Origin of the sequence: Nocardia vaccinii NBRC 15922 (assembly GCF_001613305.1) — a bacterium.
GTDB lineage: Bacteria > Actinomycetota > Actinomycetes > Mycobacteriales > Mycobacteriaceae > Nocardia > Nocardia vaccinii.
Map to the genome: position 1 here is coordinate 116,498 of NZ_BDCC01000060.1, position 16,750 is coordinate 133,247.

Sequence of the window (16,750 nt, forward strand, 5' to 3'; positions counted from 1 at the left end):
TGATCAGGACGCCACCGACCATCAGCGTCGGTGCGCCGACAACGTTGGTCCAGTCGAGTTCACTGTATGCCCACCCGGTCCCGAACCGAGGGGATCACATCCCGAAACGCCGAGATGACCGACCGCGCACGGGCCGCACACGATTCGCTCGCATCGGGGGTTGTCAGCGGGTGAACATGAGGGCGCGTTTGACCTCGGTGATGGCCTTGGTGACCTGGATGCCGCGGGGACATGCCTGGGTGCAGTTGAAGGTGGTGCGGCAGCGCCAGACGCCGTCGATGTCGTTGAGGATCTCGAGACGCTCGGCCGCGCCGTTGTCGCGGCTGTCGAAGATGAACCGGTGCGCGTTGACGAACGCGGCGGGCCCGTAATACGTCTTCTCGGCCCAGTAGACCGGGCAGCTGCTGGTGCAGCAGGCACACAGGATGCATTTGGTGGTGTCATCGAAACGCGCCCGATCGGTCGGGGACTGCAACCGTTCGCGTTCGGGTTCGGGCCCGTAGGTGATCAGATACGGCTTGATCTCGCGGTAGAGGTCGAAGAACGGCTCCATGTCCACGACCAGATCCTTTTCCACCGGCAGACTGCGCAGCGGCGCGATCCTGATCGTGGTCGGTGAGCCGTCGCGGTGTAGCAGGTCCTTGAGCAGGATCTTGCAGGCCAGCCGGTTGATGCCGTTGATCTGCATCGCGTCCGAGCCGCAGATACCGTGCGCACACGAGCGGCGGAAGGTCAAGGTGCCGTCGAGGTAGCTTTTGATGTAGATGAGCAGGTTCAGGATCCGGTCGGTCGGCAGCGCCGGCACCTGGAAACTCTCCCAGTACGAACCACGGTCGTTCTCGGGGTTGAACCGGGCGATCTCGACGATCACCATCACCGCGCCCTCGGGCACCGGGGCGGTGCGCGGTCGAGTCCCCACCACAGTGGAGTCGGTGACGCTGGACTGTTCAGGGGTCATAGGACGTATCACGCTCCGATCGACACATACTGTGCGGCGTGCGAGCCTGTCCCACGCTGTGCGCCGCTCGCTCTTGCGGATGACACGGTGCTCCCATCGTCGCGCCGTCGCAGTGCGAGGGCAAGGACCCTGCGCTGCGGGTTGCTCGGACTATGCGGTGACCAGTCGGTGCGCGGCGGTGGTGATATGGGGTGCGGAGATGCCGGCCGCGTCCAGCTGTTCTGTTGGGGTGCCGGAGCCGGGCAGGTCGGTGACGGCCAGGTGCGCAACCCGCGCCGGGATACCGGCGTGGGCCAGTGATGCCAGGACTGCGGCACCGAGACCGCCCTGAGGGTAATGGTCTTCGACCACGACGAGCCGTCCTGCGGTGTCGTGGGCGGCTCGGGCGAGCGTGTCCGCATCGACGGGTTTGACGCTGTAGAGATCGATCACGCGAGCAGCGATACCGTCCACGGCGAGGGCGTCGGCCGCGGCCAGGCATTCGTGCACGGTGACACCGGCGCCGAGCAACACGACCGCATCGGTGTCACTGGCGCGCAGGACCTTGGCCCCGCCGACCGGAAAATATTCGCCGGGGTCGTACAGCACCGGGTAGGCGCCGCGGGTGGTGCGCAGGTAGCACACGCCGGGGACCTCGGCCATCGTGGCGACCAGACTGGCGGTGGCGACGGCGTCGGCCGGGTAGAGCACGGTCGAGCCGTGCACCGCTTGCAGGGCGGCGAGGTCTTCCAGGGCCATCTGGGAGGGGCCATCGGGGCCGATCTCGGTGCCGGCGTGCGATCCGCACAGTTTGATGTCGGCGCCGGAAACACCGGCCATCCGGATGAAGTCGTAGGCACGGGACATGAATGCGGCGAATGTGGAGGCGTAGGGCACATAGCCGCGGGCGGCCAAGCCCACCGCGGCGGCGACCAATTGTTGTTCGGCGATGAACATCTCGAAGAACCGCTCCGGGTGCGTGCGCGCGAAGCGATCCGCGCCGGTGGAGTTGCCGACTTCGGCGTCCAGGGCGACGATGTCGGGTCGCACACCGAGGGCGGCCAGCGCCTCGCCGTAGGCGGTGCGGGTCGCGACCAGGGCGCCTCGCTCGTAGCGGGGCAAGACGATCGGCGGCGCCTCGCGCACGGTGACCGGATCAGCCGGGGCGGGCGGCGGAGGGGTGGCGCGCAGATCGCGCGGCCCGCCCAGCGCGGTCACGGCGGAGGTGGCCAGCTCGGGCGGGAGCGGTTTGCCGTGCCAGCCGTTGCGGTCCTCGAGCTCGGGGACTCCCTTGCCTTTGACGGTTTTGGCGAGTACGACCGTCGGGGCCGGTACGTCACGGGCGGTCCGGAAGGCTTGCTCGATCTGGTGCAGGTCGTGGCCGTCGATGACGATCGCGTGGGCGCCGAATGCCTCGACCCGCCGCTGGTAGGCGTTGAGATCCCATTCCAGTTCGGTTGGGCCGCGCTGGCCGAGCCGGTTGACGTCCACGATCGCGGTCAGGTTGTTCAATTGGTAGTGCCCGGCTTTGTCCAGGGCTTCCCAGATCGATCCCTCGGTCATCTCGCTGTCGCCGCACAACACCCACACGTGGTAGGGCAGCCGGTCCAGTTTCGCGCCGGCCAGGGCGATGCCCACACCGTAGGGCAGACCTTGGCCCAGCGAGCCGGTGGCCACGTCCACCCACGGCAGCACTGGGGTGGGATGGCCCTGTAACCGAGACCCGAAACGGCGGAACCCGGCCACCAGTTCGGCATCGGTGATCACGCCCGCGGCTTTGAACATCGAGTACAGCAGTGGTGAGGCATGGCCCTTGGAGAAGATCAGGTGATCGTTGCCCGGATGCTCGGGCCGAGCCCAGTCGTAGCGCAGGTGACGGGCCAGCAGCACGGCCATCAGGTCCGCGGCGGAAAGGCTGGAGGTGGGATGCCCGGAACCGGCGGCGGTGCTCGAGCGGATCGAGTCGACCCGCAGTTGCCGGCTCAACTCCCCCAACCACCGGGCTTGCTCAGCGTCGAGCCCGGTGACCGTCGTGGTGGTGTGATGTGACGTCATTCTGCGGCGCACCTCGTCGGGGAAGTCGTGGTAGGCGGCGGCGACTTCGTCGAGGTAGACCAGGGCGGGAAAGTCGATGACGGGTTGGTGCTCGGCCAGGAACCGGGCAGTGTGTTCGACGATGCGTTGTTCCTCGCCGGGATCGAAGCCGAGTTCGCTCAGCACGTCGGGGTCGATGACGAATTCGGATTCGGCGCTGTCGCCGCCCTCGGCGAGACGAACACGGTATTCGTGGTCGATGACGAGCTCGATAGTCAAGTGCTCGGGCATGGGGTTCGCGCTCCCTGTTCGGTGCAGATGCTCGGGTGAGGGTTGCCGGTGCTGGTGGAGTCCTCATGAGGGTGCGGTGAGGCGACGCTGCTGGTGTTGCGCGGGCGGGTGCGCCTGCACACCACAGCCGCAGCGCGCGATCATGGCAGTACCCACACCGTCCGCGGCGGCGGCCGGGACAACCCGTCCGCGCTCGGTCACCGGGCTCGCGGTACGTCCCGGCTCACACGTTCTACCGGAACCGCTCATCGATCACCTCACGCGGAAACTTCTGAGGGGTCGGATGCGTGATCAACACTCGAATGCCGTCGGGGTCGATGCCGTCGACGAAGGTGATGCCGTTGCGGGTGAAGGTGTAGGTGCTGGGATAGTGGGTGCGCAGGCGTGCTTCGATGCGGTGCAGTTCGGCTTCACTGTCGACCGACCAGACGATCTGCTCGACACCCACATCGCCTATCTGATGCCTGGAGCGATACTTGCGTTGGCGCAGATACAACTGGAAACCGTCGGGCGCCAGGACCAGCGCGGCGTCCGGCTCACGAAGAGCCTGCGAGCACTCGAACACATCACGATAGAAACGCACAGAACGCTCCAGATCCGACACACGGATCACACACGAGGTCACGTTCACCGACCCCATCCGACACCACCCTTCACAACCCCGGCTCGATTTCGGCGGCTATGTTGGCCGCAGCGCCGAGTAGATACAGGCGGGATACGGGCGCTGGGCTTCGACGGCGGGCATGGTGTGCGCGGGCGGTGCAGACAACGGTGGATCCCCTCTCGGTTCGATGTCCTCGACGGGCATGCATGGCGGTGGCGTACCCCGGCCGTCAGACCATCGGGACCAGTCGGTCCATCGCCGTCGGCGACGAGTCGGACGCCGCGGCGATACAGCCGATCCCCGACTGGCAGCCTGCACCGAGAGATCCGGTGGGGTACCTCACCCGCCACTTAGTTTATACAAGAATTCGATGTATAAATAGGGGTATGGCGTATGTGATCGGCGAGCCCTGTGTGGATGTGAAGGACCGGGCGTGTGTGGAGGAATGCCCGGTCGACTGCATCTACGTGGGCGGGCGCTCGTTGTATATCCAGCCCGACGAGTGTGTGGACTGCGGCGCGTGTGTGCCGGTGTGCCCGGTGGAGGCGATCTATTACGAGGACGACCTGCCCGCCGAGCTCGAGGTCTACCGCGACGACAACGCCGCCTTCTTCACCGAAACCCTGCCCGGCCGCGACCAGCCACTCGGATTCCCCGGTGGCGCCACCAAACTCGGCCCGGTCGGGGTAGACACGCCGCTGGTCGCCGCGCTGCCGACACGGAGCAGCCAGCCATGACACGCACACCGGATCCAGCCGCCACACCGGCCCGACCGCGCACCACGCCGACCGGTGCGGGCGGTGGGCGTCGTGGCGAGGTGCTCGCGGTGCTGCGTGCGTCGCCCGATGCGTTGAGCATCGTCGATATCGCCACGCGCCTGCGCCTGCATCCGAACACCGTGCGCTTCCACCTCGAGGCGCTGGTCGAGGCCGGTCAAGCCGAGCGGGTCGAACACCCGCGGACCGGGCCCGGGCGCCCACCGCAGATGTTCCGTGCCCATGCGGGCATGGATCCGGCGGGGCCTCGTAACTACCAGCTGCTCGCCGACATCCTCACCGCCCAGCTGGCCACCGACCCCGACCCGGCCGCGCGTGCGGCCGAGGCCGGGCGCGCATGGGGCCACCGGATCGCCGGCGACATGCCCACCCCGCCGCCGAACGCCGAGCAGGCCGTGGGCGAGCTGGTGCGGGTGCTCGACGAGGTCGGATTCGACCCCGACCCGGAGAGCGGTGGTGGCGGGACGCGGATCCGGTTGCGGCACTGCCCGTTCCTGGACCTGGCCACCGCCCGCGCGAAAGTGGTGTGCCCGATCCACCTGGGCCTGATGCAGGGTGTGCTCGAGGGCCGGGATGCGCCCGTCGCGGTCGATCGGCTCGAGCCCTTCGTGACACCGGATCTATGCCTGGCCCACCTCACCACCACGACCACCGCGAGCGCGCCTACACCGACAGGATCCAAGGCGTGACCACCGCCGGGGTTGTTATCACGGCGACCGGCGTGATGGCCATCCCGGTGACTGCACCTCCGGCGCCTCCGACGAACCGACAGCGCCACCGGGGCCAGTGCAGGGGAACCGCCATCCCATGCTCACGAGATCCGTCATCGCAGCAGAGGAGGAACATCTAATGGCCGACCCCGTCTATCCCGCCGCGACCCACGACATCGGTGCCCGCCGCCGCGAATTGGCCCGCCGCAGACTCGGGCAACGGCGCGGAGACAAACCCAGCTCGTCGTAGACGAACGCGACCTCCTGCTCAGGCACCCCGAACGAGCAAGCTGGGCAACGTTCGGGCGGGACCTGCGGGCAGGCAGCCGGCCACAGTCTGGCCCCGGACCTCGACAGAGCTGACATCCACACGCTTTGCCCTGCCCGGGTCCGGATCACACGAGTTCGGGTACGCGCAGGTGCGCGAGAGCCAGCTCGAACTCACCGGTGTCGATCACCACCGCGTCGTATCGCCGACTGGCGGCAGCCCGCAACGACGCAGCTTGACCACGGGCACGAATCATCGCCGTTGCACTGTCGTATGCGGCACACGAGACCGCACGCCCGGTCGACCGGTTGATCATCAGGCTCGCACTGCAGAATCCCTCGAGAGCTTCCATGTCCACCAGGAACTGGGACCGATACGCCTCGACAACAGTATCGAGCCGTTGCGGCGACGTCTCCGCCCAGGCAACGCGCACGCAGGCACCGCGGCGCGAATGGTGCTCGCGATGCAGGACCGCGATCTCCCATTCCTCTGTCCGCACGCTGCCGAACATCTCAGCGGCGCGATCACGCATCGAGCGAACCCGATCCGCGCTGGAGTGCATCGCATCCGCTGATTCCCACGCACTGGCGGCGATGCACCGACCCTTTTGGCGATCGACCAGCAAAGAAAGACCCACACAGCCTGCGATACCATCCAACGCCGGCAACAGCTGGTCACGCACATACGCGATCCCGGCCCCGATAGCGGAGGTCTGCGCCAGAATCGTGGTGGAACGCGCGTACACGATCCACCCCTTTCCGTTCGAGGGCAGCGCCCCGGCGGCACCACCGGCACCCCTTACCTTGCTCCTCCACAGGCCGACAGGCAATAGTCGGCAACAGGCATCCGCACGGTCAGTCCGATTCGCTGGTGCAATGCAATATGAGCCTGCCGCGATGACCGACGAGATGCGTACCCACGACGGTCACATCACCGAAAATACGTATCAAATATCATATTGTTTTCGTATTTTACGGAGTAGCCTGTCACGTATGGACACACATGGCTACCGCCGGATGATCAACGGATTCAACAAGGTCATCGTCGGGTTGCAACGCGCCGGGATTACCTTCGGGCAGATGCAGTTGCTCACAGTGAGGGGCCGGCGCACAGGGCAGTTGCGGACCTTCGCGATCGCGGTCAACGAACTGGACGGCGATCGATATATTTTCCAGGCGTTTCCCAAAGCCGCATGGGTCGCGAACGCCCGGGCCGCGGACACCGTGACGTTGACGCGTGGGCGGAAGTCCTCGACCGCGCGACTGGTCGAGGTCCCCGTCGAGGAGCGCCGACCCCTGCTGCGCACATTGGTGACCACCAGTCCCGCCCGGGTCGGCAAGATCTTCGTGAACTCAGGCCTGGCCGAGGCGCCCTCGCCGGATGCGATGGCCGCGGCAGCGCCCCGAATCGCGATCTTCCGCGTCGAACCGGCTTGATTCCGCCCCCTGTCCGCCGACAGCAGTCGCACGCACCGGCGGACAGGGGATCCCGGAAATCAAACCGCATCTCATTACCCGAGGAGTCCGGATGTCAACCGCCCACTTGATCGTCACCCTCATCGCCATCGGCGCCAATGCCTTCTCCGGCCTCGCCGCAATCACCCGGTTCCGGCCGATCATGAAGGTGCTCGGTCCCGCTATGCAGACAGCGGGAGTCCCGCAGTCCTGGCTGGTCTTCCCGATCGGCACACTGAAAACCGCAGGCGCGGCAGGCCTTGCGATCGGTCTGCTCGGCGTGCCGCTCATCGGCACGGCGGCAGCCATCGGCCTCATCCTGTTCTTCGTCTGCGCCGCCTACACTCACATTCGAGTGAGCGACTACTCGCAGACATTCTTCGGCGCCGTGGCCTTCTTCCTCCCCCTCGCCATCGCAAGCCTGGCCCTCGGCCTGGCCACCTAGCGGCCCCCATCTGCTCGGACTCCAGCTTCCCTTGCCATCACTATCATATGATACGAATATTGAATAACTAACCGCATAAGCCGTAAGGTGCGAGCCCAGTGACAGATCAAGCCGCGGCCAGGCGCCGCCGCCAGCTGACCAATGTCGTCAAGGACGCACTGCGTGACCTCAACATCCAGATGTCACTGCTCAACCGGCGGCTGAGCAGCAAGGTCGAGCTGAAAGATGCCGACTGGACGTGTCTCGACCTGCTCAACCGGCAGGGGCCACTTTCCCCGAAGGAGCTGGCCCGCCGCACCGGCCTGCACCCGGCAACCCTCACCGGCGTACTCGACCGACTCGAACGCGCCGGCTGGGTTGCCCGAGAACGGGATCCACACTCCCCCGACCGCCGTGCTGTCACCGTTCGCGCCCTCCGCGAACGGAACCAGGAGCTCTACCGCACGCTCACCGGGATGAACAGGCGGATGGATGCCCTCTGCCGCGACTACAGCGAAACCGAACTCGAAGTGATCGCCGACTTCCTCCGCCGAACCGCCGAAGCCGGACACGACTCCACCGAGGAACTCGATACCGCTTAGCCGGCCCGATCTCGCCGATTGATGTTCCAGCGCCGGCTCCTGGAACAGTCAATCCGAGAGCCGATGCCCGATAGGTGATTTCGCGAGCCATCCTCCGGCACCTATCGTCGGCAACTTCACGCGTGCCACTCCAGGGTTCCCCCGATCAACGGCCCGCACGTCCTGTCGAACATGCCTCCGGCCACCGGCCGCGATCATCGCCGACCTGCGCGGGCATGCACACCAACACCTCGATCCGAGTCATAGCGCCGAATCTCTCCCGAACTCGCCGGTCGAGCGCTCGACCGGCGAGTCGAGCGCCGATCAACGACACGTCCAACCAGATAATATCTATCACATATAGTACGATTTACGGATCGTATCCGTTAGACTCGGCCCTGTGAGCACGACGCGCTATCGATCGAGCGTGCGGAGCCACCGGCCGTCGCCGGCACGGCATCGAGGCCGGCCACATGACTTCACCGGTCGGCGACTCGAAATTCATGGAAAGGCATTCACATGCGCATCGCCGTATTCGGAGCAAACGGGCCCACCGGTCGACTCGTCACCGATCAGGCATTGACGGCGGGGCACGACGTCGTCGCGGTGACACGTCGCCCGGACGCGTTTCCGCTGCATCATGACCGACTGACCGTGGCCCGGGCCGACGTACTCGACCGAACGAAGATCGCCCCCGCTCTGGCCGGAACGGACACGGTGCTCTCGACACTCGGCGTGCCGTTCGGCAAGACTCCGGTCGTCACCTACTCTCACGGCGCCGCCAACATCATCGCGGCCATGAACCGACACGGAGTGCGGCGACTGGTCGCCGTCACCTCGAGCGCGGTCGACCCGCATCCCTACGCCGACGCCGGATTCCTGTTCAACCGCGTACTGCAGCCGTATGTGGCGAACGTGCTCGGCAAGACCGTCTACGACGACATGCGGCGAATGGAGGATCTGGTCCGCGCGAGCACCGTGGACTGGACGATCGTGCGCCCAGCCGGACTCTACGACCGGCCCGACATCACCGCGTACCAGATTGCCGAAGGCCGCGCCGAAGGCCGTTTCACCGCGCGCACCGACCTCGCCGCCTGCCTGTTGGCGCTGGCGGACGACGACCGATACCTGCGCAAGGCCGTCGGAGTGATCACGACCGTCGGCAACCCGAGCTTCTTCCGCATCGCGCGAAAAGAAGCATTCGCCAACCGCTGAGCAGTGCGGGGTTCCGGACCCGGCAGGCCGCGCCAGGACGATCCGCACCACCCGACGAGATCTGATCCATCCACCCGAAAGGACCACGCACGATGACAGACAGCAACGCAACACCGAAGATCGATATGGCGACCTCCGACTTCGAACCGATGTATCGGGGCGAAGAATTCTCCAGCGGCCTCGTTCTCGAACGCGCCCCATGGGACATCGGCCGGCCGCAACCCTTGGTCGTTGAATTCGAGCAGCAGGGCCGCATCGCAGGCGAGGTACTCGACGTCGGCTGCGGGCCCGGCGACAACGCCATTCATCTCGCCGGCCTCGGGTACTCGGTCACAGGTCTGGACGTCGCACCCACCGCCATCGAGCAGGCCCGTGCCCGAGCCGCGGCGCGTGGATCGGCAGTCGAATTCGCCGTGGCTGACGCGACCACGCTCGAGGAATACGACAATCGCTTCGATACCGTGCTGAGCAGCGGTCTGCTGCACAACCTCGATCCACAACAACAGCGGGCACACCTGGCCGCGTTGACCCGGGTGCTGAAACCCGGCGGCCGACTGATCCAATTCTCCTTCACCCCAGCCGAACACGGCGAGCTGTACTCGCCGCACCCGGTTTCCGAGCGACAGCTCCGCACCATCTTCACCGAGCCGACCTGGTCCATCACCACGCTGCGGACCGATCGGCTGGAAACGAACGGATTGGCCGAGCAGATGCTCGAACGGTTCGCACAACACGACTTCCATCCGGAATTCAACGAAGTAGGAGCGCTACTGCTGCCCGTACTCGTACTCGAGGCGAACAAAGAATGAGACAACCGCCGGTGTCGCGGGACCTACCCAGACATCCGGCTGTCCGCTACCACCTATCCCGAAGACAGGTTACCGACACCGTGTTGCTATCTTGACGACAGAGCGTCGGCAAGATGTCGTCGACGCCTGGAGCGAGGGAGTCGCAATGTTTCTTGCGGTGCGCGAACTACGGTTCGCGCGAGCACGTTTCGGGCTGATGGGGAGTGTGGTCGCACTCATCGCCGTGTTGGTGGTGATGCTGTCCGGTCTGTCCAGCGGCCTGGTCATCGATGGTGTGTCGGGTCTGAAGGCCCTGCCGGTGGACGCCTTCGCGTTCGCGGACGGCACCAAGTCCGAGTCGGCGTTCACTCGCAGTGTCGTCGACACCCGGCAGGTCGAGCAGTGGCGAGGGCGGCCCGACGTCGCCGATGCCGCCCCGTTCGGCCTGTCCCTGGTCAACGCGAAGACCTCGACCGGCACGCCGGTCGACCTCGCACTGTTCGGCATCGAGCCGCAGTCCTTCCTGGCGCCTGCGGTCGGATCGGGGACCGGGCTGCGGGCGCCGGACGGCGTGGTGGTCAGCGAGACCGCGCTGCGGAAGGGAGTGCGGCTGGGTGACCACCTCGTCATCGACCGGCTGGGAACTTCGATGACAGTGGTGGGCGCGACCAGCGGACAGCAGACGTTCGGGCACGTCGACGTCGCCTACGTACCGCTGCCGCTGTGGCAGACCATTCATGCCGGCGCCCGGCCCGGCGAGCAGGTCCGGTCCGGGGCCTACGCCGAGGCGAGCGCGGTGGCCTTACGTGCCCGTGCGGGTCGTTCCATCGACCTGGCCGCCGGGGACCGCACTGCCGGTACATCGAGCCGCAGCCGATCGGCGTCCTACGACTCATCCCCCGGCTATACCGCGGAAACCGCCACGATGACGCTGATCGAAGCCTTCCTGTACGCCATCTCGGCGCTGGTCGTCGGGGCGTTCTTCACGGTATGGACGATCCAGCGCCGCCGGGAGATCGCGGTGCTGCGCGCGATCGGCGCCTCCACCGGCTATCTGACCAGGGACGGTCTCGGGCAGGCATTGATCGTGCTGCTCGCCGCGACCGGCGTCGGAGTGGGCATCGGGGTGCTCGGCGGGGCCGCCATACACGGTATGCCGTTCGCCCTCGAACCAGCGGCGGTGGCGGGCGGGGCGGTCCTGCTCGTCGTCCTGGGACTGCTCGGCGCGGGCGCGGCGATCGTCCGCATCGCCCGGGTCGATCCACTGACAGCGTTGGGAGAGAACCGATGACCATATCCGAACGCGCCACCACCGGCCTCGCTCTCGAGGACTGCAGTCTCGCCCTCGGTGATGGCGACCGGGCGGTGCGGGTGCTCGACCGGGTGAACCTGACCGCCTCCCCCGGCGAATTCGTCGCAGTGGTCGGGCCTTCCGGCTCCGGCAAATCCAGCCTGCTCGCGGTGGCGGGCGGCCTCACCGCGCCGGATTCGGGGACTGTCCGGGCCGGCGGGCGTGACCTCGCCGAACTGAGCCGCTCGCAGCTGGCCCGCTATCGGCTCGACACCATCGGATTCGTGTTCCAATCCGGCAATCTGATCCCCGCGTTGTCAGCGATCGATCAGCTGCGGCTGATCGGTCACGCCGGCGGTCGCGCGCTGCGGCGGCGGGCCCGCGACCCGCGGGAACTGCTCGCGGCCGTCGGCATGGCGGATAAGGCCACCCGCCGGCCGCACCAACTGTCCGGCGGTGAGCGGCAACGGGTAGGGATCGCCCGCGCCCTGGTGGCGGCACCATCTCTGCTGCTGGTGGACGAACCCACCGCCGCGCTGGACCGCGCGCGCAGTCACGAGATCGTGGAGCTGCTGGCCCGCGAGACTCGGCAGTACAACGTGGCCACCATAATGGTCACGCACGATCACGACGTGCTGGAGTACTGCGACAGCGTGCGCGAAATGCGTGATGGCACACTGTCCTGACCGGGTCAGTATCACGTCGAGGAGGGGCCGGCACCGTGCCGAAGATTCACGCCGCGACCGTGGCGGAGCATCGTGCAGCACAGGAACGGGCCCTCCTCGACGCCGCGCGCACCATGCTGGCCGAAGGCCAGGTGCCCGGCCTCGCCGACGTCGCACGCCGCACCGGTTTGGCCAGATCCAGTGTCTACCAATACTTCCGGTCTCGTCAGGACCTGTTGATCGCGGTTATGGAGGATTCGCTGCCACGCTGGTCGGCCCGCATCGACGAGCGGATGGCGCAGGCCGCCGATCCGGCGGAGCGGGTGCTGGCATACGTCACGGCCAATATCGAACTCGTCGATGAGGGAGAACACGCCATCGCGCAGGCGCTGGCGACCGAGCTCTCGGGTGGCGAACTCGCCGTTCGCACCGAGGTACTGCACGACAAGCTGCGCACTCCACTGGTCACCGCGCTGATCGAGCTGGACGTTCCGGATCCGCAGACCACCGCCGAACTCGTCAACGCGGTGGTCTACGCAGCATCCCGCCTGGTCGAGAGTGGTAGCGATTCAGCCGCTGTACGCGCCCGAACCGTCGAACTACTCGCGCCCTACCTGCGGGCCCCGCACTGAGATCAACCGGTCCAGCGGCGAGTCCGCGCAACGGCTGACCCGATCCAACCACCAGAACACTCTGGTCACGAGCGGTCCCGCAGGACCGACAAGGCCATCACCAGTCGAGACGCCTCACGCCGGGTTCGAATGCCGGGCTCGTCGGCGCACGGAACACTTGGACTACAACAGGTTTCGCTGTCTACGCCCGCTGCGGTTGTGATTGCGGCGGATCGAGTCGGCTCCAGTCGAAGGTGCCGTCTGTGATGTCCTTGGCCAGGGCGGTCAACGACAGGCCGTGGGTACGGACCTGCCGATGCAGGACCAGGACGGCCTCGGCGAGGTCGGTGTTCAATCGTCCCGCGACCATGCCGAGCGCGTGCTCGTAGCGGACTCGGTCGTCCAGTTCGGTCAGGGTTCGCCGGGCGAGCAGTTCGTACCGCGTATCGTCGCTCTCCTGGCACAGCGACAGCGTCGTCAGATCGGCCAGGGTTTGGGCAAGCGCTCGCCGGCCGGGTGCCAGGCCCGCGGGTTCGCGGTAGAACAGGGCCAAGCCGCCCACTGCCCGCTCCCCGAGAACCATCGGCATCGCGTGGATCGCGTGATATCCGGCCGCAACGGCATCAGCGGTCAAGTCGGGCCATCTGCCGTCATGGTCGATGTCGTCGGCGATGACCACATCCTGTTCGGCAGTGCAGTCGTACCACGGACCGTGCTGGGTGTGCGTCTCCAACAGGCGAACGAGGGCGGGCCGGTCGTCCGCGGTCGAAAGCACACGCATTCCGCCGCGCGGGTCCAGAATCATGACCGCCGACGTTTCGGCATCCAGTGCTCGGGTGCACGCGTCCAACGTCAGCGGAAGTAGGCTCGCGGGATCCGCGTCGCGGACGAGGTTCGCCGTCATCCGCGACAACAGATCGACCAGCTCCTGCTGCACAACAGCCCCTTCCACAGTTCGCACTGTCACGATTCTCGCACCGGATTCACGCCGTCAGCGATCATTCCGGGGCGCCGTCCACGTCCAAGTTCCGGCTCAGCACATCGCGTGCGGTGTCCACCAGCGGTTGCCCCGCGGCGAAGGCCGCGGCACGCAGCCGGACGAACGCCTCATCAATGGGAATACCCAGCTGACCAGCAATCATTCCGGTCGCGACATTGACATCACGATAGCGGGTCGTGAAGGTCGGCAACTCCATCCCGCCGTCGCCGACGAGGTCCTCGACCAGGGTGTAACTGATCAGACTCGCCAGCAATGCCACGCTGGTATTCGTCTTGGGCGGTAGTTGTCCGGGTTGCCGCCGGCCCAGGCTCAGTACGCCGATCCGGATACCACCGACCTGCAGCGGGAACGCGAATATCGCGCCGGCCCCCAAGAGGGCGGCCTCCTGGACGAACACGGGCCACTGCTCCGCTCGCGCGGCCAACTCCGGTACGAGAACCGCCCGGCCGGTGGTGAAGGCAGTGAATCCGGGCCCTTCCCCGACTATCGTCTGCATATCCTGCAATTGTTCGGCGAATGGGTCGCTGACGCCGATCGGCTCGACGGTCCCGCTGGGCATGTGCATTGTCAGCGACGCCGAATCGATACCGGCCAGACTGGATGTGCAAGCCACACAGACTTGACGGCCCCAATCCGGTTCGCCGCGCGGCCTGCGGATCACAGCCAGCACGGTCCGAATTCGGCCCCCCAATCCCTCGTCCACTGATCCCTTCCTGGTCATGCACTACGGGATGCGCACTGACGCGTTGAGACCCAGATGCGGTCACCCAGCGTTCGGCTGGTATCTCCACGAGCGTAACCGTATCCGCACGCCCAGCGGCACCCACCGCTCCCCGCGGCCGCCCGGCGGGAAGCCACGTGCACAACGACGGCGGGTCCGGAATTTCGGCGGGGTATCCCGCAGGGCCGGACCGCGCATCGGCACCGGCCTCGGCAATCGAAAGCCCTCGCGTCAAAATTCCCTGTGGCGCAACAGAAATCATCGGCCAGGCCGCCCGCACGGCCCACCGAAGGGGTCATCACGAATACGGAGGTGAAGACCGAGCCGAACAATGCGATGTCCGGGACTCAGCTGTTCCGCAATTCTTCGGCGAACAGCTCGTCGACGGCCCGCGAGGCCGGGGAGAGACCTTGTTCGCGGGAGTAGCGCAGAAAGGTTCCCAGGGCCTTGCGATTGGCGTCGATTCCGTAGGGGAACCAGTCTTCCGGAAAAAGTTGTCGGTTCTCTTCGAAGAGGTGGTACATCCACGGCACCATCGTGGTGACCTGGAACAGTCGGCGCATCTCGCGATACCGGTCGGCGGCGGTGTCCTTGGCCGCGCGGAAGCTCCGGTAAAGGCGTTGGGCCAGACCGGGGTTGCCCTCGAAAAGCGCGCGTCGCGCCACGACCGTGTGCATCATGGGGAAGATGCCGGTGCGGCGATACCAATCGCGCTCGCGGGTTTCGTGATCGGGGAACAGCGGTGCGATGTTCGGTGAACCGGCGAGGTATGCCGCGGGGGCGTTCGAGGCGAACAGCGCGTCGATCTCACCGCGGTCGAGCATGTCGGCGAGCGTTCGGTCCGGCGGCGCGAACCCGACTTCGACGTTGTCCGGGTGCGGGTGCGTGGTGAAATCGAACCCGGCGGGCAGCGGCGTCTCGAGCCCGCCGACGACCCAGCGGTTGTGCTCCGGTGCGAACCCGTAATCCTCGGCGAGCATGCCCTTCGCCCAGATACCCGAGTCCTGGCCGTACATGCCGAACTCGCCGATCGTGCGGCCGATCAGATCGGCCGGGCCGGTGATCCCCTTGGACGTGTTGACGAAAATCGCGGAATGCCGGAACACCCGAGCGGGGAACACCGGGATGGCGACGAGACCCGCGCCGGCGTCCAGCGCGCGTAGGTAGTGCGTGAGGCCGAATTCCGCGACGTCGAATCGGCCGGATGCCAGGCCCGCGAAGATTTCGGGAATGGCTGGGCTGTGCAGGGTGACGTCGAGGCCGTCGAAGATGACTGATCCGTCGAACAGTGCTCGCGTGTTGTCGTAGCGGGTGATTGCGATGTCGAGATGCGGGATGGACACAGCGCGGTCCTCGGCTCGGTGAATGCGGCGCGGTCGGGTTCGGCTGCCGCTCAGGTGTCCAAGAGCGCGGGGACGAAGATGTCCTCGCTGGTCAGCAAGCGCTTGGACAGGCCCTGTTCGTGGTGGTAGCGCAGGAAGGTGTCCACGGCCTTGCGGTTCGCGCCGAGGCCGTAGGGCCACCAGTCCTCGCCGAGCAACGTCCTGTTCTCGTCGAAATGCTTGCTGAACCAGGGAGTGACGACGCCCATGTGCTGTTTCAGCGCACCTCGGCGGTACTTCCGCTGGACGATCTCCTTGGCTTCGCAGAAGGCGCGGTAGAGCGACTTCATCAGGTCGGTCCGCGTCGCCAATTCCCTGGGGACCGCGACGATGTGCATTTGCGGGAAGATCCCCGTGCGCCGGTAGTAGTCGCGCTCCACGGTCTCGTGGTCGGGGAAGAGCCGGGCGATCCTCGGCGAGCCGTTCAGCAGGGCCTGCGGGACGTCGACCGAGATCAGCGCGTCGATTTCGCCGGATTCCAGCATCGCGCCGAGGGTTTCCCCGTCCCCCGCGTGCCGCACGCGCACTCCGTCCGGCACCGGTTGCGGAACCCAATCGAACGACGGGATCGGATGGTCGGTGCCGCCGATGACCCAGTGCGATTGATCAGGAGTCAGGCCGTATTCGTCGGAGAAGATGCCCTTGATCCACACCCCCGGATCGTGCCCGAACATCGCGAATTCACCGATCGTCTTACCCGCGAGGTCCTGCGGCCGCTCGATTCCCGCCGTGGTGTTCACGAAGACCGCCGAGTGCCGGAAGTTGCGGTTCGGGAAGATCGGCAGTGCCAGGAACGGCGAATCCGCGAGGTCGAAGGTTCGCAGGAAGTAGGTCAGGCCGTACTCGGCGACGTCGTAGTGGCCCTCGACCATGCGCCGGAAGATGTCCGACACCAGCGGCGCCGACTCGAACTCGGGGTCCACACCGTCGATCGGGACGCGGCCGTCGAGCAGCGCCTCGGTGTGCTCGTACGGATAAACGGCGATTCTCAGCGTCGC

The 16,750-nt window shown here is 66.4% G+C and carries 18 protein-coding genes; 10 read left to right on the forward strand and 8 right to left on the reverse strand.

The genetic code is table 11. The annotated features are described in order from the left end of the window. Nucleotides 1–163: 163 nt before the first annotated feature. The 3 genes from NV1_RS32060 to NV1_RS32070 form a co-directional block, all read right to left on the reverse strand. Nucleotides 164–874, reverse strand: coding sequence for a succinate dehydrogenase iron-sulfur subunit (locus NV1_RS32060; protein WP_245714033.1), 711 nt, complete (start codon nucleotides 872–874; stop codon nucleotides 164–166). Between the two features lie 234 nt (nucleotides 875–1,108). Then, nucleotides 1,109–3,262, reverse strand: a complete 2,154-nt coding sequence (locus tag NV1_RS32065) for a transketolase (RefSeq protein ID WP_245714029.1) — start codon at nucleotides 3,260–3,262, stop codon at nucleotides 1,109–1,111. A gap of 232 nt (nucleotides 3,263–3,494) precedes the next feature. Beyond that, on the reverse strand, nucleotides 3,495–3,902 hold the full coding sequence (locus tag NV1_RS32070; RefSeq protein ID WP_067899988.1) for a VOC family protein: 408 nt from the start codon (nucleotides 3,900–3,902) through the stop codon (nucleotides 3,495–3,497). Nucleotides 3,903–4,252: 350 nt separating this feature from the next. Between NV1_RS32070 and fdxA the strand changes: the two genes are divergently transcribed. Beyond that, nucleotides 4,253–4,603, forward strand: coding sequence for a ferredoxin (fdxA, locus tag NV1_RS32075; RefSeq protein ID WP_067899991.1), 351 nt, complete (start codon nucleotides 4,253–4,255; stop codon nucleotides 4,601–4,603). Further along, a complete protein-coding gene (locus NV1_RS32080) occupies nucleotides 4,600–5,331 on the forward strand; it encodes a helix-turn-helix transcriptional regulator (protein ID WP_084526049.1) in 732 nt (243 codons plus the stop codon). The genes fdxA and NV1_RS32080 overlap by 4 nt, the downstream gene beginning before the upstream one ends. Before the next feature lie 416 nt (nucleotides 5,332–5,747). On the opposite strand, the gene NV1_RS32085 is transcribed toward NV1_RS32080, so the two are convergent. Beyond that, nucleotides 5,748–6,365 carry a hypothetical protein gene (locus NV1_RS32085; RefSeq protein WP_067899994.1) on the reverse strand — a complete coding sequence of 206 codons (618 nt, stop codon included), beginning with the start codon at nucleotides 6,363–6,365 and terminating at the stop codon, nucleotides 5,748–5,750. A gap of 247 nt (nucleotides 6,366–6,612) precedes the next feature. Between NV1_RS32085 and NV1_RS32090 the strand changes: the two genes are divergently transcribed. From NV1_RS32090 to NV1_RS32125, 8 genes are all read left to right on the forward strand, one after another. Then, nucleotides 6,613–7,056, forward strand: coding sequence for a nitroreductase/quinone reductase family protein (locus tag NV1_RS32090; RefSeq protein WP_218027263.1), 444 nt, complete (start codon nucleotides 6,613–6,615; stop codon nucleotides 7,054–7,056). Nucleotides 7,057–7,147: 91 nt separating this feature from the next. Continuing rightward, the gene (locus NV1_RS32095) at nucleotides 7,148–7,519 is read left to right on the forward strand and encodes a DoxX family protein (RefSeq protein WP_067899998.1); all 372 of its coding nucleotides are present in this window, start codon (nucleotides 7,148–7,150) and stop codon (nucleotides 7,517–7,519) included. 98 nt (nucleotides 7,520–7,617) lie between these two features. Continuing rightward, entirely contained in the window at nucleotides 7,618–8,100 is a 483-nt protein-coding gene (locus NV1_RS32100; RefSeq protein ID WP_067900000.1) for a MarR family winged helix-turn-helix transcriptional regulator, read from the forward strand. A 498-nt stretch (nucleotides 8,101–8,598) separates the two neighbouring features. Beyond that, nucleotides 8,599–9,294 carry an NAD(P)-dependent oxidoreductase gene (locus NV1_RS32105; protein ID WP_067900002.1) on the forward strand — a complete coding sequence of 232 codons (696 nt, stop codon included), beginning with the start codon at nucleotides 8,599–8,601 and terminating at the stop codon, nucleotides 9,292–9,294. A gap of 92 nt (nucleotides 9,295–9,386) precedes the next feature. Further along, on the forward strand, nucleotides 9,387–10,103 hold the full coding sequence (locus NV1_RS32110) for a class I SAM-dependent methyltransferase (RefSeq protein WP_067900007.1): 717 nt from the start codon (nucleotides 9,387–9,389) through the stop codon (nucleotides 10,101–10,103). 145 nt (nucleotides 10,104–10,248) lie between these two features. Next, complete coding sequence (locus NV1_RS32115) at nucleotides 10,249–11,373, forward strand: FtsX-like permease family protein (protein ID WP_067900010.1); 1,125 nt, start codon at nucleotides 10,249–10,251, stop codon at nucleotides 11,371–11,373. Next, the gene (locus NV1_RS32120; RefSeq protein WP_067900013.1) at nucleotides 11,370–12,059 is read left to right on the forward strand and encodes an ABC transporter ATP-binding protein; all 690 of its coding nucleotides are present in this window, start codon (nucleotides 11,370–11,372) and stop codon (nucleotides 12,057–12,059) included. The genes NV1_RS32115 and NV1_RS32120 overlap by 4 nt, the downstream gene beginning before the upstream one ends. Nucleotides 12,060–12,094: 35 nt before the next feature. Beyond that, on the forward strand, nucleotides 12,095–12,670 hold the full coding sequence (locus NV1_RS32125; RefSeq protein WP_067900017.1) for a TetR/AcrR family transcriptional regulator: 576 nt from the start codon (nucleotides 12,095–12,097) through the stop codon (nucleotides 12,668–12,670). Nucleotides 12,671–12,851: 181 nt separating this feature from the next. Here the strand turns inward: NV1_RS32125 and NV1_RS32130 are convergent, their stop codons facing one another. The 4 genes from NV1_RS32130 to NV1_RS44735 form a co-directional block, all read right to left on the reverse strand. Then, nucleotides 12,852–13,610 carry a GAF domain-containing protein gene (locus NV1_RS32130; RefSeq protein WP_157117497.1) on the reverse strand — a complete coding sequence of 253 codons (759 nt, stop codon included), beginning with the start codon at nucleotides 13,608–13,610 and terminating at the stop codon, nucleotides 12,852–12,854. A gap of 37 nt (nucleotides 13,611–13,647) precedes the next feature. Next, nucleotides 13,648–14,208: a GAF and ANTAR domain-containing protein gene (locus NV1_RS32135; RefSeq protein ID WP_157117498.1), complete on the reverse strand. Its 561-nt coding sequence runs from the start codon at nucleotides 14,206–14,208 to the stop codon at nucleotides 13,648–13,650. Between the two features lie 509 nt (nucleotides 14,209–14,717). Next, the gene (locus NV1_RS32140; protein WP_157117499.1) at nucleotides 14,718–15,713 is read right to left on the reverse strand and encodes an ABC transporter substrate-binding protein; all 996 of its coding nucleotides are present in this window, start codon (nucleotides 15,711–15,713) and stop codon (nucleotides 14,718–14,720) included. Between the two features lie 50 nt (nucleotides 15,714–15,763). Beyond that, on the reverse strand, nucleotides 15,764–16,750 hold a 987-nt coding region (locus NV1_RS44735), incomplete at its 5' end, for a substrate-binding domain-containing protein (protein ID WP_218027264.1).